The sequence below is a fragment of the Proteus vulgaris genome (assembly GCF_011045815.1).
GTDB classification, from domain to species: Bacteria; Pseudomonadota; Gammaproteobacteria; order Enterobacterales; family Enterobacteriaceae; genus Proteus; species Proteus vulgaris_B.
In genome coordinates this window covers 2038788-2065480 of the sequence record NZ_CP047344.1, presented here as the reverse complement: position 1 = coordinate 2065480, position 26693 = coordinate 2038788, and the positions used below count along the sequence as shown (strand labels likewise).

General features: G+C 38.3%; 20 protein-coding genes. 10 read left to right on the top strand and 10 right to left on the bottom strand.

Translation table 11 applies throughout. From position 1 onward, the window contains the following. The first annotated feature begins 213 nt into the window (after positions 1 to 213). The 5 genes from GTH24_RS09800 to GTH24_RS09780 all read left to right on the top strand — a co-directional run bounded on the left by GTH24_RS09800 (position 214) and on the right by GTH24_RS09780 (position 7618). The gene (locus GTH24_RS09800) at positions 214 to 1287 is read left to right on the top strand and encodes an HlyD family secretion protein (protein ID WP_072068149.1); all 1074 of its coding nucleotides are present in this window, start codon (positions 214 to 216) and stop codon (positions 1285 to 1287) included. Further along, a complete protein-coding gene (rbbA, locus tag GTH24_RS09795) occupies positions 1284 to 4052 on the top strand; it encodes a ribosome-associated ATPase/putative transporter RbbA (RefSeq protein WP_072068148.1) in 2769 nt (922 codons plus the stop codon). Before GTH24_RS09800 ends, rbbA begins: the two co-directional genes overlap by 4 nt. Further along, the gene (locus tag GTH24_RS09790) at positions 4053 to 5180 is read left to right on the top strand and encodes an ABC transporter permease (protein WP_072068147.1); all 1128 of its coding nucleotides are present in this window, start codon (positions 4053 to 4055) and stop codon (positions 5178 to 5180) included. Positions 5181 to 5999: 819 nt separating this feature from the next. Further along, on the top strand, positions 6000 to 7304 hold the full coding sequence (locus GTH24_RS09785) for an insecticidal delta-endotoxin Cry8Ea1 family protein (RefSeq protein WP_164526345.1): 1305 nt from the start codon (positions 6000 to 6002) through the stop codon (positions 7302 to 7304). Between the two features lie 11 nt (positions 7305 to 7315). After that, positions 7316 to 7618: a hypothetical protein gene (locus GTH24_RS09780; RefSeq protein ID WP_164526344.1), complete on the top strand. Its 303-nt coding sequence runs from the start codon at positions 7316 to 7318 to the stop codon at positions 7616 to 7618. A gap of 477 nt (positions 7619 to 8095) precedes the next feature. Here GTH24_RS09780 and kdpE read toward each other — a convergent pair whose 3' ends face one another. From kdpE to GTH24_RS22465, 6 genes are read right to left on the bottom strand one after another with little or no spacing between them, the layout of a single operon-like run. After that, positions 8096 to 8779: a two-component system response regulator KdpE gene (gene kdpE / locus GTH24_RS09775; RefSeq protein WP_072068144.1), complete on the bottom strand. Its 684-nt coding sequence runs from the start codon at positions 8777 to 8779 to the stop codon at positions 8096 to 8098. Further along, positions 8776 to 11478, bottom strand: coding sequence for a two-component system sensor histidine kinase KdpD (kdpD, locus tag GTH24_RS09770; protein WP_164526343.1), 2703 nt, complete (start codon positions 11476 to 11478; stop codon positions 8776 to 8778). The genes kdpE and kdpD overlap by 4 nt, the downstream gene beginning before the upstream one ends. A 1-nt stretch (position 11479) precedes the next feature. Then, the gene (kdpC, locus tag GTH24_RS09765; protein WP_072068142.1) at positions 11480 to 12076 is read right to left on the bottom strand and encodes a potassium-transporting ATPase subunit KdpC; all 597 of its coding nucleotides are present in this window, start codon (positions 12074 to 12076) and stop codon (positions 11480 to 11482) included. Between the two features lie 10 nt (positions 12077 to 12086). Then, on the bottom strand, positions 12087 to 14144 hold the full coding sequence (gene kdpB, locus GTH24_RS09760) for a potassium-transporting ATPase subunit KdpB (RefSeq protein ID WP_072068141.1): 2058 nt from the start codon (positions 14142 to 14144) through the stop codon (positions 12087 to 12089). Between the two features lie 11 nt (positions 14145 to 14155). Continuing rightward, the gene (gene kdpA / locus GTH24_RS09755) at positions 14156 to 15859 is read right to left on the bottom strand and encodes a potassium-transporting ATPase subunit KdpA (protein WP_164526342.1); all 1704 of its coding nucleotides are present in this window, start codon (positions 15857 to 15859) and stop codon (positions 14156 to 14158) included. Between the two features lie 2 nt (positions 15860 to 15861). Further along, positions 15862 to 15945, bottom strand: a complete 84-nt coding sequence (locus GTH24_RS22465) for a potassium-transporting ATPase subunit F (RefSeq protein ID WP_115349781.1) — start codon at positions 15943 to 15945, stop codon at positions 15862 to 15864. 226 nt (positions 15946 to 16171) lie between these two features. Between GTH24_RS22465 and GTH24_RS09745 the strand changes: the two genes are divergently transcribed. Next, complete coding sequence (locus GTH24_RS09745) at positions 16172 to 16858, top strand: ankyrin repeat domain-containing protein (RefSeq protein ID WP_164526341.1); 687 nt, start codon at positions 16172 to 16174, stop codon at positions 16856 to 16858. Continuing rightward, a complete protein-coding gene (locus GTH24_RS09740) occupies positions 16858 to 17319 on the top strand; it encodes a nucleoside deaminase (protein ID WP_072068138.1) in 462 nt (153 codons plus the stop codon). Before GTH24_RS09745 ends, GTH24_RS09740 begins: the two co-directional genes overlap by 1 nt. Positions 17320 to 17420: 101 nt before the next feature. Here GTH24_RS09740 and dmsD read toward each other — a convergent pair whose 3' ends face one another. From dmsD to dmsA, 4 genes are all read right to left on the bottom strand, one after another. Beyond that, positions 17421 to 18032, bottom strand: coding sequence for a Tat proofreading chaperone DmsD (gene dmsD, locus GTH24_RS09735; protein ID WP_164526340.1), 612 nt, complete (start codon positions 18030 to 18032; stop codon positions 17421 to 17423). A gap of 174 nt (positions 18033 to 18206) precedes the next feature. After that, entirely contained in the window at positions 18207 to 19064 is an 858-nt protein-coding gene (locus GTH24_RS09730; RefSeq protein WP_164526339.1) for a DmsC/YnfH family molybdoenzyme membrane anchor subunit, read from the bottom strand. Between the two features lies 1 nt (position 19065). Beyond that, positions 19066 to 19683, bottom strand: coding sequence for a DMSO/selenate family reductase complex B subunit (locus GTH24_RS09725; protein WP_023582154.1), 618 nt, complete (start codon positions 19681 to 19683; stop codon positions 19066 to 19068). Between the two features lie 11 nt (positions 19684 to 19694). Then, positions 19695 to 22133, bottom strand: coding sequence for a dimethylsulfoxide reductase subunit A (gene dmsA / locus GTH24_RS09720; RefSeq protein WP_164526338.1), 2439 nt, complete (start codon positions 22131 to 22133; stop codon positions 19695 to 19697). Between the two features lie 676 nt (positions 22134 to 22809). On the opposite strand from dmsA, the gene GTH24_RS09715 reads away from it, so the two are divergent. The 3 genes from GTH24_RS09715 to GTH24_RS09705 are packed head-to-tail and all read left to right on the top strand — an operon-like array spanning position 22810 to position 26642. Continuing rightward, positions 22810 to 24180, top strand: a complete 1371-nt coding sequence (locus tag GTH24_RS09715; protein ID WP_072068461.1) for a sucrose-specific PTS transporter subunit IIBC — start codon at positions 22810 to 22812, stop codon at positions 24178 to 24180. Beyond that, positions 24181 to 25587 carry a sucrose-6-phosphate hydrolase gene (locus GTH24_RS09710; RefSeq protein ID WP_164526337.1) on the top strand — a complete coding sequence of 469 codons (1407 nt, stop codon included), beginning with the start codon at positions 24181 to 24183 and terminating at the stop codon, positions 25585 to 25587. 44 nt (positions 25588 to 25631) lie between these two features. After that, positions 25632 to 26642 (top strand): LacI family DNA-binding transcriptional regulator, encoded by a 1011-nt coding sequence (locus GTH24_RS09705; RefSeq protein ID WP_072068133.1) that lies wholly within the window; start codon positions 25632 to 25634, stop codon positions 26640 to 26642. Positions 26643 to 26693 lie beyond the last annotated feature (51 nt).

Below are 26693 nucleotides of genomic sequence, written 5' to 3'. Positions count from 1 at the left end.
AATATTTATAATTCATAAGGTTAGCTTTTAATATTTTATTTTTTTATTAGGCATAAGTTAGCTTTATTAATACAAATGAACTATTTTTAAATATAGATAAAATAAAAAATTAATCAGTTTTAACTATTTAACTATTTAACTATTTTCTGACATACAGCAGATAAACACATTTTGGGTATTATTTTATGGCTAAAGGAAGGTTAAATAATTTATATGAAAAATCAAAAAAATAGTCGTTTTTTTGTTTATGGTATTATTCTTGTCGCGATAATTGCTGCTGGTGTTTTTTGGTGGAAATCTCAAGCACCGGCACTTCCTTCTGGATTTGCTCAAAGTAATGGGAGAATAGAAGCAACCGAAATTGATATATCAACAAAAAGTCCAGGAAGAATAGACTCTATTTTAGTTCAAGAAGGTGATTTTGTTAAAGCGGGTGAAGTTTTAGCCAAGATGGATACTCGTACACTTAAAGAACAACTGCATGAAGTTCAAGCACAATTAAATCAAGCAAAAAGCAGTGTTGTTACTGCTCAATCTGCATTATCACAACGTAATAGTGAACAACTTGCTGCCCAAGCGGTGGTTCGTCAACGTATTGCCGAACTGGATGCAGCACAAAAAAGACTCAATCGTTCTCGTGCACTAGTAAAAACTAATGCTATTTCTATTCAACAATTAGATGATGATATCGCCAGAACTGAAGGAGCAAGAGCGGCCGTTGAAGCTGCCAAAGCGCAAGAAACGGCAACCATAGCTGCTATTGAATCTGCAAAAGCGGGTATTATTCAAGCAAATACAAAAGTAGATGCCGCAACAGCAACAGAAAGACGCATCATGGCTGAATTAGATGACAGTATTTTAAAAGCCCCTCGTAATGGTCGTGTTCAATATCGAGTTGCTGAGCCAGGCGAAGTTTTAGGCGCTGGTGGTCGTGTGTTAAATATGGTTGATCTAAGTGATGTTTATATGACCTTCTTTTTACCAACTGAAGCGGCAGGTCAAGCTGCTTTAGGCAGTGACGTTCATATTATTTTAGATGCAGCCCCTCATATTGTTATTCCTGCAAAAACGACTTATGTCGCTAGTGTTGCCCAATTTACGCCTAAAACGGTTGAAACAGATAATGAAAGGCTGAAATTGATGTTTCGTGTAAGAGCGAGAATTTCACCTGAGTTACTCGAAAAACACCTTGAATATGTAAAAACTGGATTGCCAGGTCGTGCTTATATTCGATTAGATAACAATCAATCTTGGCCAACTGATTTAGAGGTGAAATTACCACAATGAGTCAAACAATGAGAACGCAAAGTCATTCTCATATCATTGAATTGACTCATGTATCCCAACATTATGGTGATACCAAAGCACTTGATGATGTGACATTGACTATTCCAGCAGGAAAAATGGTCGGCCTAATAGGCCCTGACGGTGTAGGTAAATCGAGTTTAATTTCTCTTATTTCAGGAGCCAGAGAAATTCAAACAGGGCAAGTTATTGTTTTAAATGGTGATATGACCGATGTTGAACATCGAAGGGCTGTTTGTCCTCGTATTGCTTATATGCCACAAGGGTTAGGTAAAAATCTTTATCACACGCTTTCTGTTTTTGAAAACGTTGATTTTTTTGGTCGTCTGTTTGGTCAGTCAAAACAAGAACGAGCAGAACGTATAAACGACTTACTTGAAAGCACGGGATTAGCGCCGTTTCGTGACAGACCCGCAGGCAAACTTTCAGGTGGGATGAAACAGAAATTGGGTTTATGTTGTGCATTAATTCATGATCCTGAATTACTTATTCTAGATGAACCGACAACAGGGGTTGACCCTTTATCACGAGCTCAATTTTGGGATTTAATTAATCGTATCCGTAAACGCCAAACAAATATGAGCGTGTTAGTTGCAACTGCTTACATGGAAGAAGCCGAGCGTTTTGATTGGCTGGTTGCTATGGATGCCGGAAAAATATTAGCAACAGGTCATGCCAATGAGTTAAAAGTACAAACTCAGACGAATGAATTAGAAGCCGCTTTTATCGAGTTGTTGCCTGAAGAAAAGAAAAAGAACCATCAAAAAGTTATTATTCCTCCTAGAGATAAAAGTGACGATGACGTGATTGCCATTGAAGCTAAAGATCTAACCATGCGTTTTGGTCAATTTGTTGCGGTTGATCATGTGAGCTTTCGCATTCCTAAAGGTGAAATTTTTGGTTTCTTGGGATCAAATGGTTGTGGTAAATCAACTACAATGAAAATGCTAACGGGATTATTAGAAGCCAGTGAAGGGCGAGCTTGGTTATTTGGTCAAGAAGTTGATCCTAAAGATATCGAAACTCGTCGTCGGGTGGGATATATGTCGCAAGCTTTTTCACTTTATAGTGAATTAACAGTACGACAAAATCTAGAATTACATGCCAAACTTTTCCATATTCCTGAAGAAGAAATTCCTCAGCGAGTCAAGGCGATGAGTGAACGTTTTAATTTAACCGATGTTGAAGATGTCCTTCCTGATGGTTTGCCATTAGGTATTCGCCAACGTTTATCTCTTGCAGTTGCAGTTATTCATAAACCCGAAATGCTGATACTGGATGAACCAACTTCAGGTGTTGACCCAATTGCACGAGATATGTTCTGGAACTTGATGGTTGACTTATCAAGACGTGACGGTGTCACTATTTTTATTTCAACCCATTTTATGAATGAAGCCGCACGCTGTGATCGAATGTCACTTATGCATGCGGGTAAAGTTTTAGTCACCGATACCCCAAGTAATTTAGTCAAAAATAGTCAATTTGATACCCTTGAAGAAGTCTTTATTGATTATCTTAAGAAGGCATCAGGTGAACAAGAAACCCCTGAACTCAATGAAAAAACACTACAACTTCCCGCATCTAGCGATGAAAGTGCAGAAAAAGCCTTAAAGCAACGATTCAGTCTGCGACGTTTATTTAGCTATAGTATTCGTGAAGGCATGGAGTTGCGCCGTGATCCTGTGCGTCTAACATTGGCGTTATTAGGAACAGTTATTCTCATGTTTATTATGGGATATGGAATTAGCATGGACGTTGAAAACTTACGCTTTGGTATTATGGATAGAGACCAAACGGGTTTAAGTCAAGCATATAGCCAAAATCTATCAGGCTCTCGTTATTTTATTGAAAAAGCACCAATCACTGATTATGACCAACTTGAACGTCGGCTACGTAGTGGAGATATCACAGTTGCAATTGAAATTCCGCCTAACTTTGCCCGTGATGTTGCTAAGGGAAATACTGTAAAAATAGGAGTTTGGATAGATGGTGCGATGCCAAATCGTGCTGAAACAGTACGTGGTTATATTCAGGCGATGCACTTAACATGGATGCTTGATATGGCAATGCGTCAACCAACAAATGTAGTTGATAAATTATCACCGATTAATATCGAAACACGTTATCGTTATAATCCTGATGTAAAAAGCTTACCTGCTATTGTGCCTGCTGTTATCCCACTTTTATTAATGATGATCCCTGCGATGTTAAGTGCATTGAGTGTGGTTCGTGAAAAAGAGCTGGGTTCTATTATTAATCTTTATGTTACACCTGTTACCAAGGCTGAGTTTTTATTAGGTAAACAATTTCCTTATATCTTATTGGGAATGTTTAACTTTTTTATGCTCTGTGCGCTTTCGGTCTTTGTATTTGGTGTCAGTTTTAAAGGCAGTATGCTTACGCTCTCTTTAGGGGCATTGCTCTATATTACGATCGCAACAGGAATGGGGTTATTAATTTCTTGCTTTATGAAAAGTCAGATTGCCGCTATTTTTGGTACTTCAATTATTACCTTAATCCCAGCAACACAATTTTCAGGAATGATTGACCCTGTTTCATCACTAGAGGGCATTGGTAAATGGATAGGGCATATTTATCCTACTTCTCATTTCTTAACTATTGCAAGAGGGACTTTTTCAAAAGGATTAAATCTTTTTGATTTACCTTGGTCTTTTATTCCTTTGCTTATTACCATCCCTATTGTAATTGGGCTAAGTGTCTTTTTCTTGAAAAAGCAGGAGGCTTAAATGTGGCACACAATGCAAAATGTATTTAACTTAGGTATAAAAGAGCTACGAAGCCTCTCACGAGATAAGGCAATGCTGGCATTAATTGTGTTTGCTTTTACCGTATCGATTTACTCATCAGCAACGGTAACTCCGGGTTCATTGCACCATGCACCGATTGCGGTTGCTGATCAGGATAAATCACAGTTATCTGCACGTATTGTAAATAGTTTTTATATGCCTTATTTTTTGCCACCCGCAGATATCACTCCTGATCAGATAGATGGTTTGTTAGATAGAGGCGCTTATACGTTTGCATTAGATATCCCACCTAATTTTCAGCGTGATCTTTTAGCGGGTCGTAAACCGGAAATACAAGTTAATATCGATGCAACACGAATGAGCCAAGCTTTTTTAGGTAATAGTTATATACAAAACATTGTAATGGGAGAGGCGAAAACCTTTTTAGCCAAAAACAGAACCAACGACCCATTACCTGTTGATTTAGAAGTAAGAATGAGCTTTAACCCTAACTTAACACAATCTTGGTTTGGTTCTGTGATGGCAATTATCAACAATATCACTATGTTATCGATAGTATTAACAGGAGCCGCATTAATAAGAGAGCGGGAGCACGGAACCATTGAACATTTACTGGTTATGCCTGTAACTCCCTTTGAAATCATGCTTTCTAAGATATGGTCAATGGGGTTGGTTGTACTATTGGCATCGGTAATGTCGTTAGTTTTAGTGGTAAAAACCTTGCTTAATGTACCTATTGAAGGCTCGGTTTTACTGTTTATGTGTGGTGTTGCTTTAAGCTTATTTGCGACAACTTCTATTGGTATTTTCTTAGGTACAATGGCGCGTTCAATGCCACAATTTGGTTTATTGATGATTATGGTTTTACTACCATTAAATATGCTATCTGGCGGTATGACGTCACGAGAAAGTATGCCTCAGTTTGTACAAGATGTAATGCAAACAATGCCAACGACACACTTCGTGAGTTTAGCTCAGGCCATTTTATATCGTGGTGCTGATTTCTCTATTGTATGGCCTCAATTTATTGTCTTAATTATTATTGGTTCTGTATTTTTCTCATTAGCCTTATTACGTTTTAGAAAAACCATTTCAGCTATGGCCTAATAAATTTTAAATATTAATCGATAAATTAACCTATTCTCTTCTATTATTAAATATAGAAGGAATAGGTTTTTTTATTGATTCAATTATCTAATATTGGTGTTTTTAATTAACAATGAGATTTCAATAAATAATATTCATGAAGGTGAAAAATCTATTTAAAGTAAGGGGTTAAGTAAAATTCATTAATAAAGGATTTTATTCATTACTTGAATAACATAGTTCATATATTTTTATTGATTGAGTTAAGTTTATTTTTAATAAGGCTCGTTTTATGAGAATAATGAAAACCTTAAAAAAAGTAATAAGAGAAAGGAAATTTAATAAAGAATAAAAAATTGGCATAGATATAATGGATGTTAAACCAATTAGAGATAAATTATAATTTTTTATTTGGGCATCAACATTCTTTAGATAATAATACTGGTTTAACAATAGATAGAAGTAAACAGCATTTTGTTTTTAATCCTGATGGTGTTTTATCAAATAATAGACATACAGTCGGATATACACGCTTAGAATCATAACTTAATGGTGATGACACCTTAATGCTAAGAGACTGTCTGAACAAAGCATAGACTATTTTTAGGAAAAGTCACTGAAACATAAGAAAATAATAGAAATAACTTGCGAAACCTTGCCTTGCGTTAGATTTATTACATTTCCCTTTGAAAAGTTATATACATCTGCACTATAAAATATAAGATTTTCTTATTGGTTTTTAATTTATTAGTTTCTGGCAAGGGCGGAAACTAATCGAGAGAAAACACATTAAGTCACTCATTCTGTTTTTTATCATTGCTATAATTTAAGAGGCTAAATATGTCATCTACACTTAAGCTTAATGATGGTTTATCTGATATCGGAGCGATAATACATTATGGTATCAGTCAGATCCCAGTGGTCGGAGGTGTACTAAGCACCATTTTTGGCCTTTTATGGCCAACAGATAAGGAAGATATATGGAGCACGATTAAACAGGAAGTGCAAAGCCTTATTAATGAAGATATTCAAGAGGACGACTGGAATCGCCTTGTGGCCGCAGTAAGCGAGCTTCAGGATAAAGTATCATTTATCAATGACCAGTTAATTAATGCCCAGTATGATACTGCTGGCCCTGAACTGATGACAGTGGTTGTAGATATAATTGGAATTGAAGAAAACTTCAAAATAGAAGGAACTAATTTTAAATATGCATTTGCTCCACTTTTTGTCGCCGCTGTAAATTTAAAAATTGCCTTATATCTTGAAGGGATTAAATACTCTAATGAATTAGGATTAAGTCAGGATCAAGTTAATCAATTAAAGTCATTGCTTCAATCTGATATCCAGAACTCCAAGAGTTATTTATCTCCAATAAATTCGGCAATAGGCAGTACTTATCTTAACAACATACAGACCTACTTTAGTGTGAAGTTATATTATGAAACAAGCGTGTCTTTATTTAATGAACTATGGTCAGGGGATTATGAAGACTATAATGCTCCTGCACCGCTGGAAAATTACTACGTTCCAGTCATGGCAGCTGGATCTTTCTATAAGCTTATAAGCCTAGACGGGCAAAATTACTCAGTGCCTATGGCATTTGCTGAAGTCGCTGATAACTCAATGATGCCTTCTACAAACATCCTGGGAACTTTATATCAGGAGCCAACATCTTATCCAGATGGCTATATTAATTTTATCGATGTTTATACAGACCTGTCAGTGTCACATCGAACTACTGGGTTAATGTTTACCTGTAGTGGATCTGATGAACAATATGAAATGGGTATGACGCCAAATAACAATTACTCATTCAATGTTGGACAAAACACCATGAGTATTAATGTTGATGGTGGTGAGTTCATTAATCAGGTGTCCGTGAGAGCAGAATCTTTTGTTTCACAAATTGAGTTCACCACTAATCTTAATAATACAATGGTAGCAGGTCAGCATCCTGATGATGACCCTGTGCAAGAAGTCACTTTAGTCAGCCCATTTTCAATTAACTCCATGTATGTGGTCTCTGATGTTGCAGGATATATACAATCATCTGGCCATCAAATGTGTGGGATAGCGATTTCAGCAATATATAATAATGAACTTGCGATGCAATATGTCAGCAGTCTATATAAAAGCAGTTAAGGATGTGCGTTATGTCAACTAATTATGTTATTCAACCTTTGGAAACTGTTACAGTATGGGACGATGCTGAGCCTATCATTCCAACAGTTACTAAAAGTGTAATTGTTACTAATAATGGTGAAACGAAATTAGAAGTTGTGAATTACTGGGCACCGCCATCACATGTTTTTTATCCCGATACCACATATTGGGTTGAACCCTATGACACGATTATCGTTCAAGCCCCCCAACGATCATTTTACTACTACAGAGTTAATGTAACTAACTCGGATGATACCAAGGTGGGTGCGGCTATTGTTGAAATTTTAGATTAGCATTTACTTGATGGTCAGGAGATTCAATTACTTTTTTGAGTCTCCTGTCATAAGTAGTGGCGAGAGCTGATCCGGCGGCGACAATTCTTTAATGGCTACAATATCGACTATTGCAAAAAACATCACATTTCCGTCAAAATGTTTGTATCCGTTCGATGAATCCCACCTAGCTTTTAAAATCCCAAGGGAGTAAACGGTCGATGTTGGGTGTGGGGTGACATAATTCATTCAAGCTTTCGAAGCCTTAATAGCTCAGATCTCTCATCAGAATTCAAACTACTACCTGATTGCTCAGAGTCGAACAGTTATAAAGTAATTTATCGGTGGTCCCCAGCAGTCAGAAAAGAAAGCGATAATGGTATGTTTTATGGTTTTTGGTCAGGTGAGATCTTACGAGGATTAGGTATGTATATTTTATATAAACAAGAAAACTGATTAATTAATAGATTAACTTTGCCTATCCTCAAATAGCCACAGTTAAGGCATAAATCGATAACCGATCCCTGTTTCTGTTATTAAGTGTACAGGACATGTGGGATCGGCTTCTAGTTTTTGGCGCAGATGCCCCATATAAATACGTAAATAATGGCTATGTTCGATAAAATTAGGCCCCCAAACATGTTGCATTAAATGCCGTTGAGTAAGCACTTTACCACTGTTATTAACCAATTCACTCAGTAAGCGAAATTCTGTTGGTGTTAAATGAACCTGTTCCTTTTGGCGAGTGACAATACGATTAACCCAATCAATAGTAATATCACCAAAGGTAAATTGTGTGTTTTCAGTTTCTTTTTTTACAAAACGACGTAGTGAAGCCCTTACTCTGGCAAGTAGTTCACTAATACCAAAAGGTTTCGTTAGATAATCATCAGCTCCCGCATCAAGTGCGTTTACTTTATCTTGTTCACCATCTCTTGCAGAAAGAACGATCACAGGCGTACTACTCCACTGGCGATAATCTTGAATAAAACAGAGCCCATCTTTATCAGGTAAACCGAGATCAAGAATAACCAAATCAGGTTTTCTTGATGCTGCTTCAATTAACCCTCGTTGACATTCAGAGGCCTCATAAACACGAAAACCTTCGTTCTCTAATGCTAGCCGAACAAAGCGTAAGATCTCTTTTTCATCTTCAATAATTAAAATGTTATATGGAGTCACTGTTTTATTTCAATCTCATCAATATCAGGGAGTGATTTTAAAGGTAAAACAAAGTGGAAACTTGCTCCACCTTTTTTATTGTTTTCAGCCCAAATTTCACCTTCATGCAAGCGAATAATCGCATTGCAAATCGCTAAACCTAATCCTACACCAGGAATAGCCGATTCTTTTACTGCGCGTGAAAATTTATTGAAAATAAGCTGTAGCTGATCACAAGGGATACCATGACCTTCATCCCAAATTTCAACATGAATTTTTGTTTCTTCTGTGTAGGCTTTTATGCCTAACTTTGTGTTTGATGCCGTGTACTTAACCGCATTTTCAAGTAGGTTCGTGATAACCCGTTCAATTAAATTACCATCACAATAAAGCAGTAGATCAGCCGGAATATCAATTTGTAATGGATGTTTATCAAGTAAATAAGAGAGTGACCGAATAGCACTTCCTGTAATTTCTTGCAACGAATTCCATTGTAAATTCACTTGAATACCGCCAGATTGTATCCGTGCCATATCCAGTAAGTTATTGACTAAACGTGAAGTTGTGAGAATTTGTTGTCGAATTTGGTTCACTTGCTCAGTATGTGAAGATCCTTCGGCACTTAAATCCAGAAGTAAGATCTCGGATTGACCAAAAAGCACAGTAAGAGGGGTTTTTAAATCATGAGAAAGAGCCGCTAAGAGTGCATTTCGTAATTGTTCTCGTTCTATATTAATTCGTGATTGTTCGGCCATTTCTGCCTGTTGTAATCGCTCAAGCGCATTGGCAATCAGGCCATTAAACGTTTGTAATAATTGTTGTTGTTCAGGAATAAGTAATTGGCGAAGATTATTGGGTTCAATGGCTAAAATAGCCAAAACTTGTTGAGATGCAGTAATAGGGTGTAATTGATAAGGCACACTTGGAAGCGTATCAGTGCCCGCGCCTGCAATTTGGTCTTTGTCATAACACCAACGTGCAATTGCATTATCAAGAGGTAAATGTCCCATTCCTTGAGCATGAAAAGGAGTTAATTCCTCTTGTTTATTGGGGATAAGCAAACAAACTTTGGCATCAAATGCACTTGATAGAAAATGATAACTTGTTTGAGCAATCTCTTGTAAATTTACCGCTCGACTAAGTTCTCGGGTCATTTCAAATAAATGGCGAGTACGTTGCTCTCGATAACGTGCAACCCGTGTTTGATAACGCATGCCTGCGGTTAAATTTCCTACTACTAGCCCAACAATAAGCATCACAGTAAATGTAATTAAATACTGCATATCTAAGACAGCGAGAGAAAAGTGAGGCTGTACAAAAAATAGATCAAAGCTAATAACATTAATTAATGCGGCAAAAATGGAAGGGCGACGGCCAAAAAAGAGAGCGATTAATACAACCCCCAATAAATAGAGTGTGACTAAATTGGCCTTATCAAGTGCTAATAGGAATGTACGAGAAAATAAGGTTATTGCTAAACATAATCCAATGGCTGTGAGATAACCTTTTATATTTTGTCGCCATTTATCATTTTGCAGTTGCGGTACTTTGGTTTTATAACGAAACTCCTCATCATTCAGAGCAACACTGATAACATGGAGATCAGGTGCATATCGCGCTAGTTTTTCAGCAAAACGCATACGTATCCAACGTTTTAGCCACTGCCACTTTTGATAAGTGCGCTGTCCAATAATCACTTTTCCTAAATTATGCTCTCTGGCATAACGGATCACTGCTTTTTCTGCATAATTGTCGGAGAGGATCGCGGTTCTAGCACCAAGATGTTGGGCCAGCTTTAATGAATGTAAAATTGCTCGGCGTTTATGTTCTCCAATTTGGTGAAGTTTAGGTGTTTCAACATAAATAGCATGCCATTGGCAACCAAAAGCAGCAGCATAACGCGCTGCTGTACGAACTAATTTATTGTTGCCACCATGAGCACCAAGGCAAACCATCAAGCTATCTGTTGTGTGCCAAACTGGGGCTGTTCCTTGACTATCGCGGAACTCTTTAACTTGTGTATCAACACGATCGGCCATACGACGTAAGGCTAATTCACGCAAGGCAATTAAATTACCTTTACGAAAAAAGTGTTCTATTGCACGCTCGGCTTGTCCCGCAATATACACTTTGCCTTCGTGTAATCGCTGTTGTAAATCGTCAGGTGGCAAATCCACCATAACCACTTCATCAGCACTATCAAAAATATAATCTGGAATTGTTTCTTGAACTCGAACACCTGTAATACTACCGACAATATCATTAAGACTTTCAATATGTTGTACATTTATCGTGGCAAGAACATCAATACCCGCATCCAATAGCTCTTCAATATCTTGCCAGCGTTTAGGATGTCGGCATTTATGGGGATTACTAAATGCCAATTCATCCATTAAGATCACCGCAGGGTGCCTTGCTAAAGCAGCATCTAAATCAAATGCTGTTAATTTTCTACCATGATAATGAATACGTTTTGGTGGCAATACTGGTAATCCACTTAATAATGCCGCCGTTTCTTGGCGTTGATGTGTTTCAACCACGCCCACAAGAATGTCGATACCTTGCTGGTGGAGACGTTGAGCTTCTTGCAACATGGCGTAGGTTTTCCCTACGCCAGCACAAGCACCAAAAAATATTTTTAAACGCCCTCGAGTTGTTGTTCGCGTTGAAGCGAGTAAATCATCAGGAGAAGGGCGTTGCCATTGTTGATCATGTTCCATTCTATTGAATACTCGCTTTCTGTTGTTTTTCAGCACTTAATTTATCAAGTGCTTGATTCAGCATAAATACATTCACCACAGGCTCTCCCATAAATGACATTAATGGAGATATCGTGTTATTTTTTATTAATTGTTCTATTTCATTTTTTGGAAGCTGACGTAACTGTGCAATATTTTCAACTTGGTAATAGGCTGCTTGTAATGAAATATGAGGATCAAGCCCACTTCCTGATGCAGTGACCAAATCCACAGGTACTATATGATGATTACCAACATTTTTTTGCCATGTTTGAACTCGTTTTACAACTTCATTTAGTAACAAAGGATTAGAAGTCGCCAATTGGCTAGCACCTGAAGCCATGCTGTTATAAGGCATTTCAGTCGTCATCGAAGGCCGACTTTTAAAATAATCGGCTCGATTAAATTGTTGGCCAATTAATTCAGAACCAATGAGCGTGTTATCTTGATAAATTAGAGAACCTTTCGCTTGCCATGGGAATATTAAGTTAGCTAATCCTGTTACTAAAAGAGGATAGGCCAGCCCAGTTATTAGTGTAAGTAATAATAACATTACTAATGATGAACGAAATAGAGGCATATATAACTCCTTAAAACCCAATAAGCGCTAAAATCATATCGATAACTTTAATGCCAATAAATGGTATTAATAGCCCGCTGATCCCATATAACGAAAGATTACGACGAAGTAATACATGTGCTGATACAGGGCGATAATTCACACCTTTAAGTGCAAGTGGGATCAAGAAAACAATAATTAAGGCATTAAAAATAACAGCAGATAGCATGGCCGATGCTGGTGAATGTAAGTCCATTACATTAAGCATATTGAGTTGAGGATAAGTGACGGCAAAGGCAGCTGGAATAATGGCAAAATATTTAGCAATATCATTGGAAATACTAAAAGTAGTTAACGCACCACGTGTCATTAGCATTTGTTTACCGATGTGCACAACTTCGATTAACTTTGTTGGATTAGAGTCTAAATCAACCATATTACCGGCTTCTTTGGCAGCTTGAGTACCTGAATTCATCGCAACAGCAACATCGGCTTGTGCTAATGCAGGAGCATCATTAGTGCCGTCACCCGTCATTGCGACTAATCGACCTTCTGATTGATATTGACGAATTAATGCTAATTTTGCCTCAGGTGTTGCTTCTGCAAGGAAGTCATCAACACCGGACTCTGCTGCGATAGCTGCCGCCGTAAGATGATTATCACCGGTGATCATGACGGTTTTTATCCCCATTTGACGAAGTTGAGCAAAACGTTCTTTAATACCGCCTTTCACAATATCTTTAAGTTCAACAACCCCTAAAATTTTCTGATTTTCAACGACCACCAGCGGTGTTCCACCTGCTCTTGCTACTTGCTCGACTATAGCGGTGACTTCATCAGGAAAATGACCGTGACTGACTTCAATATGACGACGAATAGCATCAACAGAACCTTTGCGGATCAATCGCTCTCCAATATTGACCCCACTCATTCGAGTCATTGCAGAAAAAGGAATAAAAGAAGCTCCCATTGATGCTAAATCACGCTCACGCAAATTAAAGCGTTGTTTAGCAAGGATCACAATGCTTCTGCCTTCTGGTGTTTCATCTGCTAGAGAACTTAACTGTGCGGCATCAGCAAGTTGTTTTTCGCTGATCCCTGAAAGGGGTATAAAACGTGATGCTTGGCGATTGCCTAATGTAATGGTACCTGTTTTATCAAGCAGTAAAACATCAACATCACCAGCGGCTTCAACTGCACGACCACTAGTTGCGATAACATTCGCATCTAACATTCGGCTCATACCTGCAACACCAATCGATGAAAGCAACCCACCGATCGTGGTAGGGATCAGACATACTAACAAAGCAATTAAGGTGACGACTGAAATAACGTCGCCATGGCCTTGAAACTCGACAGCAAAAACACTGAACGGGTAAAGGGTGATGCAGGCTAATAAGAAAATAAGTGTGAGCGCTGTTAATAAGATAGTTAATGCCACTTCATTTGGTGTTTTTCTGCGTTTAGCTCCTTCCACCATTCCAATCATACGATCGAGAAATGAATTACCCGCTTCAGCAGTACAACGAATAATCAACCAATCAGATAACACACGAGTACCACCAGTGACAGAAGAAAAATCACCACCTGATTCACGGATCACGGGTGCGGATTCACCCGTAATAGCACTTTCATCAACTGAAGCACCACCTTCAATAACTTCACCATCACAAGGAATAATTTCACCCGCGTTGACTAAAACGATATCACCTTTATGTAATGAGAAAGAGTCAACGGTTTCTTTCGGTGCATTGATGTCAGTGTGATGTAAACGCACTGCTTTGGATTGTTGTTTAGCACCACGTAAACTAGCTGCTTGTGCTTTGCTTCGGCTTTCTGCTAATGACTCAGCAAAATTGGCAAATAACAATGTCACCCATAACCAAAACATCACTTGTGAAGTAAAGTGATTATCATTAGGGAGATACCCTAATAGCGAAGCAATCCAAATACCGGTAGTTAAAAGTGCACCAACATAAACAATAAACATAACGGGGTTACGCCATTGTGCCTGAGGTGTACATTTTCTTATCGCATCAAAGAAAGCCGACATTATTGTTTTGCTGTCAAAAAGTTGGGTTGTTTTCATGATAGGTTTCCTTATTTAGCCCAAAACAGCTGTAAATGTTCTGCAATAGGGCCAAGTGCTAATGCCGGAACAAAAGTCAAAGCACCGATCAATAATACCGTGAGGATCAATAAAAAAATAAATAGTGGTGAAGTGGTAGAGAGTGTCGCCAAGCTTTCTGGTTGACGTTTTTTTACCGCTAAACTACCTGCAATAGCGAAAACAGGTAACATGACACCAAAGCGGCCAATGAGCATTGCGATACCTAATAACAGATTATAAAAAGGTGAATTGACATTGAGTCCAGCAAAGGCACTACCGTTATTATTCGCAGCAGAAGTAAAAGCATATAACACTTCGCTAAAACCATGAGGGCCAGGGTTTAAAATGGCTTCACGACCAACATCAGTAAATAAAGCGAGGGTTGTACCTAATAAAACAATGGTTGGAGAGACTAAAATAGCAACGGCTACCCATTTCATCTCAGCAACACCTATCTTTTTACCGAGATATTCCGGAGCACGACCAACCATTAATCCAGCGATAAATACAGCTAATAACACATAGAGGATCATGCCATAAAACCCTGAACCTACACCGCCAAAAACCACTTCACCTGTTTGCATTAACCACATTGGTACCATGCCACCTAATGCCGTTAATGAATCGTGCATTGCATTAACAGCGCCACAAGACGCTGCCGTTGTGACAGCAACAAAAATGGCGCTACCCATTATTCCAAACCGTGTTTCTTTGCCTTCGAAATTCAGTGAGCTATTGGTACCTGCGAGCATAAATTCTGGATTTCCGTGCCATTCAGCCCAAGTAATAACACCAACGGCAACAATAAAAATCAGCGTCATTGCCCAAAGTAAAGTGTAGCCTTGGCGCTGAGTTCCACTTAAGCGACCAAAGGCAAAACACAAGGCAGTAGGGATAAGAAAAATAGCGAGTATTTGTAAGAAGTTACTTAATGAAGTTGGATTTTCATAAGGATGTGCAGAGTTTGCTGCAAAATAACCACCGCCATTTGTACCTAGTAACTTAATTGCTTCTTGAGAAGCAACAGGCCCCATTGGCAACCATTGGTGTTGACCATCAAGACCTTGACTGAATAGCGCAGGATGAAAGTTTTGTATCACGCCTTGGCTGACAAATAATAACGACCAGATAATAGCTAAAGGGAGTAAGACATATATTGTAATACGCCCAATATCGACCCAAGCATTTCCTAAAGAAGTACAAGAAGATTGAGTTAATGCCCTAATTAAAACAAAAGCTACCGCAATTCCAGTTGTGGCAGATAAAAAATTTTGTACTGCAAGCCCCATCATTTGGCTCAAATAACTGACGGCAGTTTCACCGCTATAAGCTTGCCAGTTAGTATTTGTAATAAAGCTAATAGTTGTATTTAGCGCTAAATCCCAATTCATATTAGGGGCAAATTGGGGATTTAAAGGTAAATAGCCTTGGTTAAGCAGTATGACAAATAATAAAATTGCCCCCATTAAATTAAAAATAAGCAGAGCGAACATATACTGATATCCGCTCATAGGCTGAATGGACTTACCTGCGGGTTTAAAACCACAGCAACGCCAAATGACATGTTCAGCTTGAGTAATCCAATGAGGTAAATCACCTTCAATCAGGCGAGCCAAATAATGCCCAAGCATTTTTCCTATTACAAAGAGTGTAATAAGAAAAACAGCAATATATATCAACGCTGTTGTTGCCATTTTTAAAATGCCTCTGCGTGAAATAACACATAAATAAGATAAGCAGTGAGCAAAACAACTAATGCCACAGCACCGAATATCACCATCAGAACGATCCTTTTACTATTTAGATTAAGAAAGCGTACTTAAAGGTCTGTAAAGATGTTGATAAAAGAGATAGGTGAAGTGTAAAAAAAGTATAAAAATGGCTAATCGGTGTTCATAGACTCCTTGATTAGTTGAAATAAGATCATGCCTTTGTTAGATCTAAGTTAGGTTAAAATAATATGCTAATTAAGTGGATAGAAATTAGCACTCTCTAGAGGATATTGAATGAATACTCGCTATCTAAAGGCCAAATGGCTTTTATACTTCTTAAGCTTATTAACAATTTCATCTATATTCATGGTCAAAGCGATGGCAAATTCTGATAAGGCATACCTAGTTACACTGGCACAAGAGGGGAATTTATCTGAATTAAAACGTCAGATAGAACAAGGTGCCAATATTGAACAACGTGATTTAAAATTACGCACACCGCTAATGGCGGCTACGCATGCCAACCAAATTGAGGTTGCAAAATATCTGATTGAGCATGGTGCAGATGTTAATGCCCGTGATGCTATTCATGATTCACCTTATCTTTATTCGGGCGCTAGAGGTTTACAGGAGATCTTAGAATTAACGTTATCGCATGGCGCCTCACTTAAAAGCGTTAATCGTTATGGTGGAACAGCATTAATTCCTGCTTCAGAGCGGGGGCATGTAAAAACAGTAAAAACATTGATTGATGCTGGTGTGGATGTTGATCATATTAACCGTTTAGGTTGGACTGCTTTAATTGAAGCTATTATTTTAGGTGATGGTAGCCAAAAATATGAAGAGATTGTGACTTTACTTATTGAAGGTGGAGCTAACGTTAACCTCGCCGATGGCTCTGGCCACACACCATTAACCTTAGCTAAAGATAAAGGCTATACAAACATCGTTAATATACTTGAACAAGCGGGGGCGAAATAATGTCAGATAATCAGTTTATACAACAAGCTATATCGCTTGCCATAGATAATGTGAAAGTAGGGGGAAGGCCTTTTGGCGCGGTCATTGTGAATAATGGTCAAGTGATTGCAAGTGCTGTTAATCAAATAATAACGACAAATGATCCCACTGCCCACGCTGAATTATTAGCATTACGGGAAGCCGGAAAAGTATTAGGGCGAACAAAATTAGATGATTGTATAGTTTATGCCAGTGGACAACCTTGTCCAATGTGCCTTGCCGCAATGCGTATGGCGGGGATCTCTAAAATTTTTTATGCCTATTCTAATGAGGATGCAGAGCCTTACGGACTATCGACAGCCAGTATTGCTAAAGCATTAAGAAAGGTACCAGAGCAACAAGAAGGCCTCCAATTTGTACAGCTAAAAACGGAGGGGGAAATACAACCCAAGCTTTACCAGTATTGGTCACAGCAACCTTAGGTGTTCATTTTTCTATAAATAAAAGTCCTAAAAGCGAGATTAAAATAACAGCATAAGATCAGATACTTTTAGGACTTTTTATTTTTACTATTGATGATTAATCAACAAAACAATTGTTTTTCAGCAGGGATCACATTTAACTGCGATTGCCAACTTTTGAGCGTTAATGTCGCCAACATGGCTAAACCTTCGTAATAAGGGAATGCCCCTTGCAAAGATAACTTCTCTAAATAACGATAAGCCCATGGTAGAAGGTGTTCTGCTAATAGCTCATTGAGCTTTTCAGGGCGAGTTTCTGCAATCCATGCCACCATCATTACCATTAATCCAAAGTGATCTTCAGGTTCATTTTGGGTTAACGCAATATCAATGCCATTTTCTAGCATCCATTCACGTAAATCTAAAGTTGAATTACCAAATAATACATTTTCATGATCAAGATAGACCGAGCCCCAAGGCGGTGCTGGAAGTGCGTAAGGGCCGACAAATAAACGCTGATAAGCTTGTGCTAACGTTTCTTCATTTAATGAGGTTTGTGAAAGTAGACTTGCAATACGTTGCTTTTCTTTCTCGTTGCCATACGGCCATTCTTCAATCCACTTTTGACTCGACAGCAGTTCGACAATGTCACTTTTTTCAGTGGGTGAATAATAAAACGCCGCACCTAAAATACGGGCAGTAAGAGAAATATCAGTAATAAGTTGTTGTTCCATAATATTTTTATAATCCGCTTAGATTTATTGTCTTTACTATATGCGATTTTCTATCTAAACATAATGACTAAGATTAAAAAAGAGTGATACCGCATTATAAAAGGAAAACCGCCATAACAGATAAAAAGAGTGGACTTTTTAACTATTACAGCGGTTTAAAGGCCGAGCTTTTAATTAACCAACTACCGCCATACCGACAGTCATATGTAAACCATAGAACACACCACGCCCGATAAATTCACCGGCAAACACTAAAATAAAGCCCAATGCTAATAAAGCAACAGAAGGGTTATTTTTACGTAGAAGTGGTGCAATCCAGCAGCTTAAGCCTAAAACTAAAGCCACTAATTTAATTCCCATCAAAGCACCATAGTTAGGGACTAAATCTACCGCTTTTTGTACAGAGGTTTGAATAGAGCCTAATTCAAAGCCTTGTGATGTTGCCACAATAGCACTCACAATAATTGCGATAACACTTAATAATGGCAATGTACTGGCGCAATTGAGGTTAAAACCCGCAATACGCAGTAAAAGTGCTGCTAAAATAGGGCCACCGATAAAGGCAGTTAGCACAAAATTAAATGTGGTGTAGCTGTTATACCATGTTGGAATGGTATCAATTTGGTATACGCGAGATATTGCCGTAATAAATAATGCGGCTAATACTATAACTAGTGCGACCCATAATTTGCCTAATGCAGCCGGCATTTTATTAAGTACAGCCAATAGCCAATAAATCCCCCCTAGGGCAAAGAAAATTGAACCACTGGCAATTTCATTACTTAATGATGAGTGACCCAGACGAAGTAATGAGTTAAATGCGCGTAATGGGGTTCCCATATGCATCATAGATAATAAGAAACCAATTCCCATTAATGCCCAAAGACCAAACATGCTGTAATGTACTTTTCTGTTCATTTCAGGAGAAAGCTTACCCGAAAGAATAGCGCATCCCATGATAATAAAAGCGCCAGCAACACTTTGACCGATAACAGTAAAGAACATCAGTGGCCATTCATGCAATCCCACCATCTTACACCTCCTCTGGGTTTGCCAGATGACCGGTGGTATCACCCACAGGACGGCTATTGGCATTTAATTTAAGGACAATATTTGGCTTGGTGTATTTTGCTGAAGGAAGTGGGGCGATTTCAGCTAAATCACCGTATTTTGCGCGTAATTCTTCAATAGGTGCCATATCTAATGCGCGTAGTGGACAAGACTCAACACAAATTGGTTTTTTGCCTTCAGCTACACGCTCATAGCAACCGTCACACTTGGTCATATGACCTTTGACTTCATCAAATTGCGGTGCACCATAAGGGCATGCCATATGGCAATAGCGACAACCGATACAAATATCTTCATTAACAACAACAAAGCCATCTTCACGTTTATGCATTGCACCGCTTGGGCAAACTTTTGCACAAGCAGGATCGTCACAGTGGTTACATGAAATAGATAAGTAATAGGCAAAAACATTTTGTGTATAAACGCCATCTTGTTCTGTCCAATCGCCACCTGCATATTCATAGATACGGCGGAAATTGACTTCAGGGGATAAATTTTTAAAATCCTTGCACGCCAGTTCACAGGTTTTGCAGCCGGTGCAACGACTTGAATCAATGTAAAAACCATATTGCGTTGACATAACCAGACTCCTTACGCCTTGACGACTTCAACAAGATTACTGTGAGAAGGATTACCCTTGGCAAGCGGCGAAGGGCGTTGTGTCGTTAACACGTTAATGCTACCTGCGTGATCAATGCGGTTACTATCTGGGTTATACCAAGCACCTTCACTTAAACCGACTACACCAGGTAAAATACGAGGTGTCACTTTTGCGTTGATCCTAACTTCACCACGATCGTTATAAATACGCACTAAATCACCGTGTTTAATGCCTCGTTTTGATGCATCAACAGGGTTTATCCATATTTCTTGTGGGCATGCGGCTTTTAAAACATCTACGTTGCCATAAGTTGAGTGAGTACGTGATTTATAATGGAAACCCGTCATTTGTAATGGATATTTTTCCATTGCCGGATCACCATAGCTTTCAAAACCAGCAGAATAAATCGGCAGTGGATCAATAACATCGTCAGATGCAAGCTCCCATGTCGCTTTAATGTCAGCAAGTTGAGAAGAATAAATCTCAATTTTTCCTGATGGTGTCGTTAATGGGTTATTTTCAGGATCTTCACGGAATTTGCGATAAGCAACATGATGACCCTCAGGATCGCGTTTTTTGAAGATCCCTTGAGCACGGAACTCTTCAAAAGTTGGAAGTTCAGGTAAGTTTTGGCGAGATTGCTCGTAAAGGTGACGTAACCATTCTTCTTGAGTTCGGTTCTCAGTGAATTTTTCACCCACACCCATGCGTTTTGCAATTTCGCTGGTCATTTCATAGATATTACGGCTTTCAAAGCGAGGTTTAATTGCTTGATCTGCAAAAATTACATACGCCATATTACCCGCAGATGCATCCATACAGAAATCCATCTGTTCTGATGCAGTGCAATCAGGAAGTAGAATATCGGCATATTTAGCGGATGCTGTCATATGGTTATCGATCACCACAATCATTTCGCATTTTTTATCGTCTTGCAAAATGTCGTGAGTACGATTGATTTCAGAATGTTGGTTAACTAAACAGTTACCTGCGTAGTTCCAAACCATTTTAATAGGCACATCCAATTTGTCTTTACCACGAACACCATCACGTGTTGCCGTCATTTCTGGACCACGTAAGATTGCATCCGTCCACATAAACATGGAAATGCTGGTGGTTACAGGGTTAGTGAACGTAGGCATACGAACAAAAGGAATGCTGTAAGAGCCTTCGCGAGCACCAGTATTGCCGCCGTTAATTCCCACATTACCGGTTAAAATAGAGAGCATTGCAATCGCACGAGAGGCTAATTCACCATTAGAGCGACGTTGAGGTCCCCAACCTTGAGTGATATACGCCGGTTTTGCCGTCGCAATTTCCCGTGCTAATTTCACAATTCGTGAAGCGGGAATACCTGTAATTTGTGCTGCCCATTCTGGCGTTTTAGGCTGACCGTCTGCGCCATCACCTAAAATATAGGCCTTATAGTGACCATTTTTTGGCGCACCTTCTGGCAGGGTGGTTTCATCATAACCTACACAATATTTATCAAGGAAAGGCTTATCAATTAAGTCTTCTTTGATCATGACATATGCTAATGCATTGACTAATGCGGCATCAGTTCCTGGACGAATAGGTATCCACTCATCTTCACGGCCTGCACCTGTATCGGTATAGCGTGGATCGATAATAATCATTCGAGCATCAGATTTCTCACGGGCTTGCTCAACGTAATAAGTGACACCACCACCACTCATCCGTGTTTCACCAGGGTTATTACCAAACATCACAACAAGTTTTGTATTTTCGATATCTGAAGGGCTATTACCATCCGCCCAACCACCATAGGTGTAGTTTAAGCCAGCCGCAATTTGTGCCGTACTGTAATCACCGTAGTGATTGAGATAACCACCACAACAATTCATTAAACGAGCAATCAATGTTGCACCCGGTGGCCATGATTTCGTCATCGTGCCACCTAAAGTACCTGTGCCGTAGTTCAAATAAATAGATTCATTACCATAATCTTTAATCAAACGTTTCATGGTATCTGAAATCGTATCAAAGGCTTCATCCCATGAAATACGTTCAAATTTGCCTTCACCACGTTTACCCACACGTTTCATTGGATAGCGCAAACGGTCAGGGTTGTAAACACGACGACGCATTGAGCGACCACGTAAACAGGCACGAACTTGGTGTAATTCTTCGTAGACATCATTACCTGTGTTGTCAGTTTCTACATATTTAATTTCACCATCAACAACATGCATACGTAATGGGCACCGACTACCACAGTTTACTGTACAGGCACTCCACACTACTTTTTCGCTATTTGTTGTCGGTTTTGTCTCTTTGGCGATAGCTTGATTAAAGGGGAGAGATAATCCCCCTGCAGTTATTGCTAAACCACCCGCTGCACCTGTTTTTACAAAACGACGGCGAGATAAGGGAGTGGAAAGTAACGCCATCTCTTTGATGTTTTTCATACATTACTCACTTGATTATTTATATTTTTAAGAAAAAAGAAGCCAACAAGCTTATAGAGAAATAATTATTGTTATTGTTGTTAAAAAATAAGCACTTTAACGTAGGCAATAAAACCCAACTGTTAATGTGGATACTACGTATTTTCTAAAAGTTGTAGTTGCTTTACATCAAAGAAAAGTGATTTATTACAAGCGTTACCAGTTTTTAAGGTTAATCTAAGCTTTTGTATTTGTTAAATTTAATCAGATGATTAATATTGTTGTATAATAAAATATATAACGATTGATGAAGTATTATAATGTTACTGATAACAAGGAGTGGGTGAAATAATAATATGCTATCTGTCAGATTTAACTGGATAATTTGCCAATAAAATTAATGTATGGAATATTTTTTTCTAAAATAAAATTATTTAACATTATATTAATTTATTTAGCTAAATAAAAAATAATTTGTTTAGCTTTTGGGTTGTTTTGTCTTCATTTTAATTATCTAAAAAAGACTAATGATATGTCTTTTTTGTCGTTTAGATCACAAATAAAGCGCTTTTATCCGCATATTCATTGCCATTTAAGATAGGTTTTTATTTAATCATGTTATTAGCTAAACCGTTTTAGTTTTTATGATTACTATTAATGATCGCTTATAAACGAAGTAAGACTTACCGAGGCTATGATGAATATTGAGAATATTGCTCGCCAACTAGTGCCTTTATTGGGAGGTGCTGAAAATATTGCCAGTGCGGCGCATTGCGCTACTCGTTTAAGACTTGTATTAGTCGATGACACTAAGGCTGATAAAGAGGCAATCAATAAATTAGAAGGTGTAAAAGGGTGTTTTAGTAATGCGGGACAAATTCAGGTAATTTTTGGTACTGGCTTAGTCAACAAAGTGCATGCGGCCTTTATTGCTGCGGCGGGTATTGGCGAATCAAGTAAATCTGAAGCGGCAAATATCGCGGCCAAAAAGCTCAACCCATTTCAGCGAATAGCTAGACTGCTTTCTAATATCTTTGTGCCTATTATTCCTGCCATTGTGGCGTCAGGTTTATTAATGGGACTACTTGGGTTAATGAAAACTAACCAGTGGGTGAGTCCTGATAATGCACTCTATATCATGTTAGATATGTGTAGCTCTGCGGCATTTATTATTTTACCTATTTTGATTGGTTTTACGGCGGCCAAGGAGTTTGGCGGAAATCCTTATCTTGGTGCTACATTAGGTGGAATTTTAACGCATCCTGCATTAACTAACGCATGGGGCGTTGCTGCTGGTTTTAACACCATGAATTTCTTTGGGTTAGAAGTGGCAATGATTGGTTATCAAGGTACTGTCTTTCCCGTCTTGCTTGCTGTTTGGTTTATGAGTGTGTTGGAAAAACAATTACGCAAAGTTGTTCCTAATGCTCTTGATTTAATTATCACGCCATTTTTAACCGTTATTATTTCGGGCTTTGTCGCGTTATTAGTCATAGGGCCAGTCGGTCGTCTTTTAGGTGATGGTATTTCATTACTATTAAGTACCTTAATTACACAAGCGGGTTGGATAGCAGGGCTAATTTTTGGTGGGCTTTATTCTGTAATTGTTATTACGGGTATTCACCACAGTTTTCATGCTGTCGAAGCAGGTTTATTAGGCAACCCTAATATTGGGGTTAACTTTTTATTGCCGATTTGGGCAATGGCGAATATAGCTCAAGGTGGTGCTTGTATTGCTGTTTGGTTTAAAACCAAGGATGCAAAAATTAAAGCAATCACAATCCCATCGGGTTTCTCTGCTATGTTAGGAATTACTGAAGCGGCCATTTTCGGGATTAATTTACGTTATGGAAAACCATTTGTTGCCGCTTTAATTGGTGGTGCTGCTGGTGGTGCTTGGGTTGTAGGCTCACATGTTTATATGACGGCCGTTGGGCTGACTGCTATTCCTGGTATTGCAATCGTGCAAGCAGGTTCAATTATGAATTATATTATTGGCCTTGTGATTGCCTTTGTGACTGCGTTTGTTATCTCTCTTTTGCTGAAATACAAAGTGGAGTCTGCATAAATGAACAAAAACGAAGGGTTATCTGCGATTTTACAATCGGTCATGCGTAATAGCGCTAACACCATAAAAGATAAATATTATCCACATTGGCATTTAGCGCCAGTAACTGGGTTATTAAATGATCCTAATGGATTTTGTTTTGATGGCGAATATTATCATCTGTTTTATCAATGGAATCCTTTGTCTTGTGAGCATAAACATAAATGTTGGGGTCATTGGCGCTCAAAGGATTTGATTACTTGGCAGCATCAACCTATTGCTTTACTGCCTAATGAATTTTATGACAAAGATGGCTGTTATTCTGGTAGTGCAGTGTTCTACCAAGGAAAATTAACCCTTTGTTATACTGGTAATGTCAAATTTGAGGATGGCTCTCGTACGGCATGGCAATGTTTAGCCGTTGAAAATCAACAGGGAGGTTTTGATAAGTTAGGTCCTGTCTTAGGGCTTCCTGAAGGCTATAGTGGCCATGTCCGTGATCCAAAAATTTGGCAATATAATGACGTGTGGTACATGGTATTAGGCGCACAAAATTTAGATAAACAGGGTAAAGTTTTACTCTATCGTGCATCTCACTTATATCAATGGCAATTAGTCGGCGAATTAGCTGGAAGTTATTTAGGCGGGTTAGCTGATGCGGGTTATATGTGGGAATGCCCAGATCTCTTTGAACTAGATGAACGCTTTATTTTATTAATATGTCCTCAAGGTATAAAAAGAGAACAACAACGATTTTTAAATTCACATTCTAGTGCCTACTTAATAGGGGATTTTGATTATTCAACATTGCAATTTCAGCATGGTGATTTAATCGAACTAGATGCAGGTTTTGAGTTTTACGCACCTCAAACAACATTCGCGAATGGCAGACGTTTATTATTTGGTTGGATGGGAGTTCCTGATGGTGAAGAAATGTATCAACCGACCATTGCTAATGGCTGGATACACCAAATGACTTGCCCTCGCGAATTACATGTAAAAGAAGGGAAGCTTTATCAACAACCCGTAAAAGAATTACAGCAACTCAGGCAAAATCCAGCATATTGGCAGGGAATTGCAGATGATGCTCCTACAATTAATGAATTCTCAATTGAGCTAGAATTGCAACTATTTGGCTCTCTAACCATTCATTTTTCTGATACTCTTTCGTTAATTATTGAAAATGAACAAGCACTATTAAAACGCCGTAGCGCTAAGAATGGAGAGTGGCAATCACGTTTCTGGTCTGGTGATATAAAACATCTTCAAATATTATGTGATAGTTCTAGTGTAGAGATTTTCTTTAATCACGGCATGGGTGTGATGAGCAGTCGTTTTTTTCCTTTAGAAAAACAAATAATCACATTTTCAGGAAAAGATGTAATAAAACTAACAACTTGGCAATTAACAGATGCATTACCAAGTTGAATAAGATTATATAAATAATTTAAGCTTAGCAAATTAGAATAACAGTGAAAAAACAAAAACGTATTACCATTACAGATATTGCAAAAATAGCGGGTGTGTCCAAAACAACGGCAAGTTTGGTGTTAAATGGTCGTGGTAAAGAGATGCGTGTTTCTGATGATACTATTGCTCGTATTACGGCTATTGCTGAACAATATCAGTATCAGCCTAATATTCATGCCCGCTCTTTACGTGATAACCGTAGTTATGCATTAGGGTTGGTTATTCCTGATATTACTAACTACGGTTTTGCTTCTGTGGCGTACGAACTAGAAATATTATGCAGGGAAGCAGGTATTCAATTACTTATTTCCTGTACTGATGAAAATGCGGCTCAAGAAACACTGGCAATAGAACATCTATTATCACGTCAAATCGATGGTTTGATTGTGGCTTCTTGTTTACAAAGTGATTTTGAATATCAACGTTTAAGTAAACAAATACCTGTTGTGTTATTTGACCGGTATTTTGAAGGAACAACATTACCTTTTGTGGTCACCGATTCAATAACGGCAACACAACAACTAATTGCAAAAATTGCTTCGACAAAAGGCATTGATGAATTTTACTTCTTAGGTGGACAGTCAACACTTTCACCGACTAAAGATCGTCTTTTAGGTTTTACGCAAGGGCTTTCACAAGCACAAATCAATTTAAAATCAGAATGGATCATACATGGACATTATCACCCAAGTTCAGGTTATGAAATGTTCGGCTCGTTATGTGCATCTTTAGGGCGCCCGCCAAAATTTGTTTTTACTTCTGCTTGTGGCTTATTAGATGGCGTATTGCGCTATCTAAGTCAAAATAAAATTATGCAAAATGAAGTTTATTTAGCGGGTTTTGATGATCACTATTTGTATGATTCATTATCAATACCAATAGATACTGTCGCACAAAATAATCCTGAATTAGCATCACACTGTTTTCGACTGGTTATGGGATTAATTAATCAGACGAACTTAGAAACTCATCAAATTTTTATTCCAGCAAAAATTCATCAACGACATGAGTAAAGTTAAGGTTGAGCAATTTCATACAATCATCAGTATAGTGTTTATGATAAA

Excerpts from the sequence above, each read along its gene's own strand:
- GTH24_RS09800 (WP_072068149.1), top strand. The coding sequence starts at position 214 with ATGAAAAATCAAAAAAATAGTCGTTTTTTTGTTTATGGTATTATTCTT.
- rbbA (WP_072068148.1), top strand. The coding sequence starts at position 1,284 with ATGAGTCAAACAATGAGAACGCAAAGTCATTCTCATATCATTGAATTG.
- GTH24_RS09790 (WP_072068147.1), top strand. The coding sequence starts at position 4,053 with ATGTGGCACACAATGCAAAATGTATTTAACTTAGGTATAAAAGAGCTA.
- GTH24_RS09785 (WP_164526345.1), top strand. The coding sequence starts at position 6,000 with ATGTCATCTACACTTAAGCTTAATGATGGTTTATCTGATATCGGAGCG.
- GTH24_RS09780 (WP_164526344.1), top strand. The coding sequence starts at position 7,316 with ATGTCAACTAATTATGTTATTCAACCTTTGGAAACTGTTACAGTATGG.
- kdpD (WP_164526343.1), bottom strand. The coding sequence starts at position 11,478 with ATGGAACATGATCAACAATGGCAACGCCCTTCTCCTGATGATTTACTC.
- kdpC (WP_072068142.1), bottom strand. The coding sequence starts at position 12,076 with ATGCCTCTATTTCGTTCATCATTAGTAATGTTATTATTACTTACACTA.
- kdpB (WP_072068141.1), bottom strand. The coding sequence starts at position 14,144 with ATGAAAACAACCCAACTTTTTGACAGCAAAACAATAATGTCGGCTTTC.
- kdpA (WP_164526342.1), bottom strand. The coding sequence starts at position 15,859 with ATGGCAACAACAGCGTTGATATATATTGCTGTTTTTCTTATTACACTC.
- GTH24_RS22465 (WP_115349781.1), bottom strand. The coding sequence starts at position 15,945 with ATGGTGATATTCGGTGCTGTGGCATTAGTTGTTTTGCTCACTGCTTAT.
- GTH24_RS09745 (WP_164526341.1), top strand. The coding sequence starts at position 16,172 with ATGAATACTCGCTATCTAAAGGCCAAATGGCTTTTATACTTCTTAAGC.
- GTH24_RS09740 (WP_072068138.1), top strand. The coding sequence starts at position 16,858 with ATGTCAGATAATCAGTTTATACAACAAGCTATATCGCTTGCCATAGAT.
- dmsD (WP_164526340.1), bottom strand. The coding sequence starts at position 18,032 with ATGGAACAACAACTTATTACTGATATTTCTCTTACTGCCCGTATTTTA.
- GTH24_RS09730 (WP_164526339.1), bottom strand. The coding sequence starts at position 19,064 with ATGGTGGGATTGCATGAATGGCCACTGATGTTCTTTACTGTTATCGGT.
- GTH24_RS09725 (WP_023582154.1), bottom strand. The coding sequence starts at position 19,683 with ATGTCAACGCAATATGGTTTTTACATTGATTCAAGTCGTTGCACCGGC.
- dmsA (WP_164526338.1), bottom strand. The coding sequence starts at position 22,133 with ATGAAAAACATCAAAGAGATGGCGTTACTTTCCACTCCCTTATCTCGC.
- GTH24_RS09715 (WP_072068461.1), top strand. The coding sequence starts at position 22,810 with ATGAATATTGAGAATATTGCTCGCCAACTAGTGCCTTTATTGGGAGGT.
- GTH24_RS09710 (WP_164526337.1), top strand. The coding sequence starts at position 24,181 with ATGAACAAAAACGAAGGGTTATCTGCGATTTTACAATCGGTCATGCGT.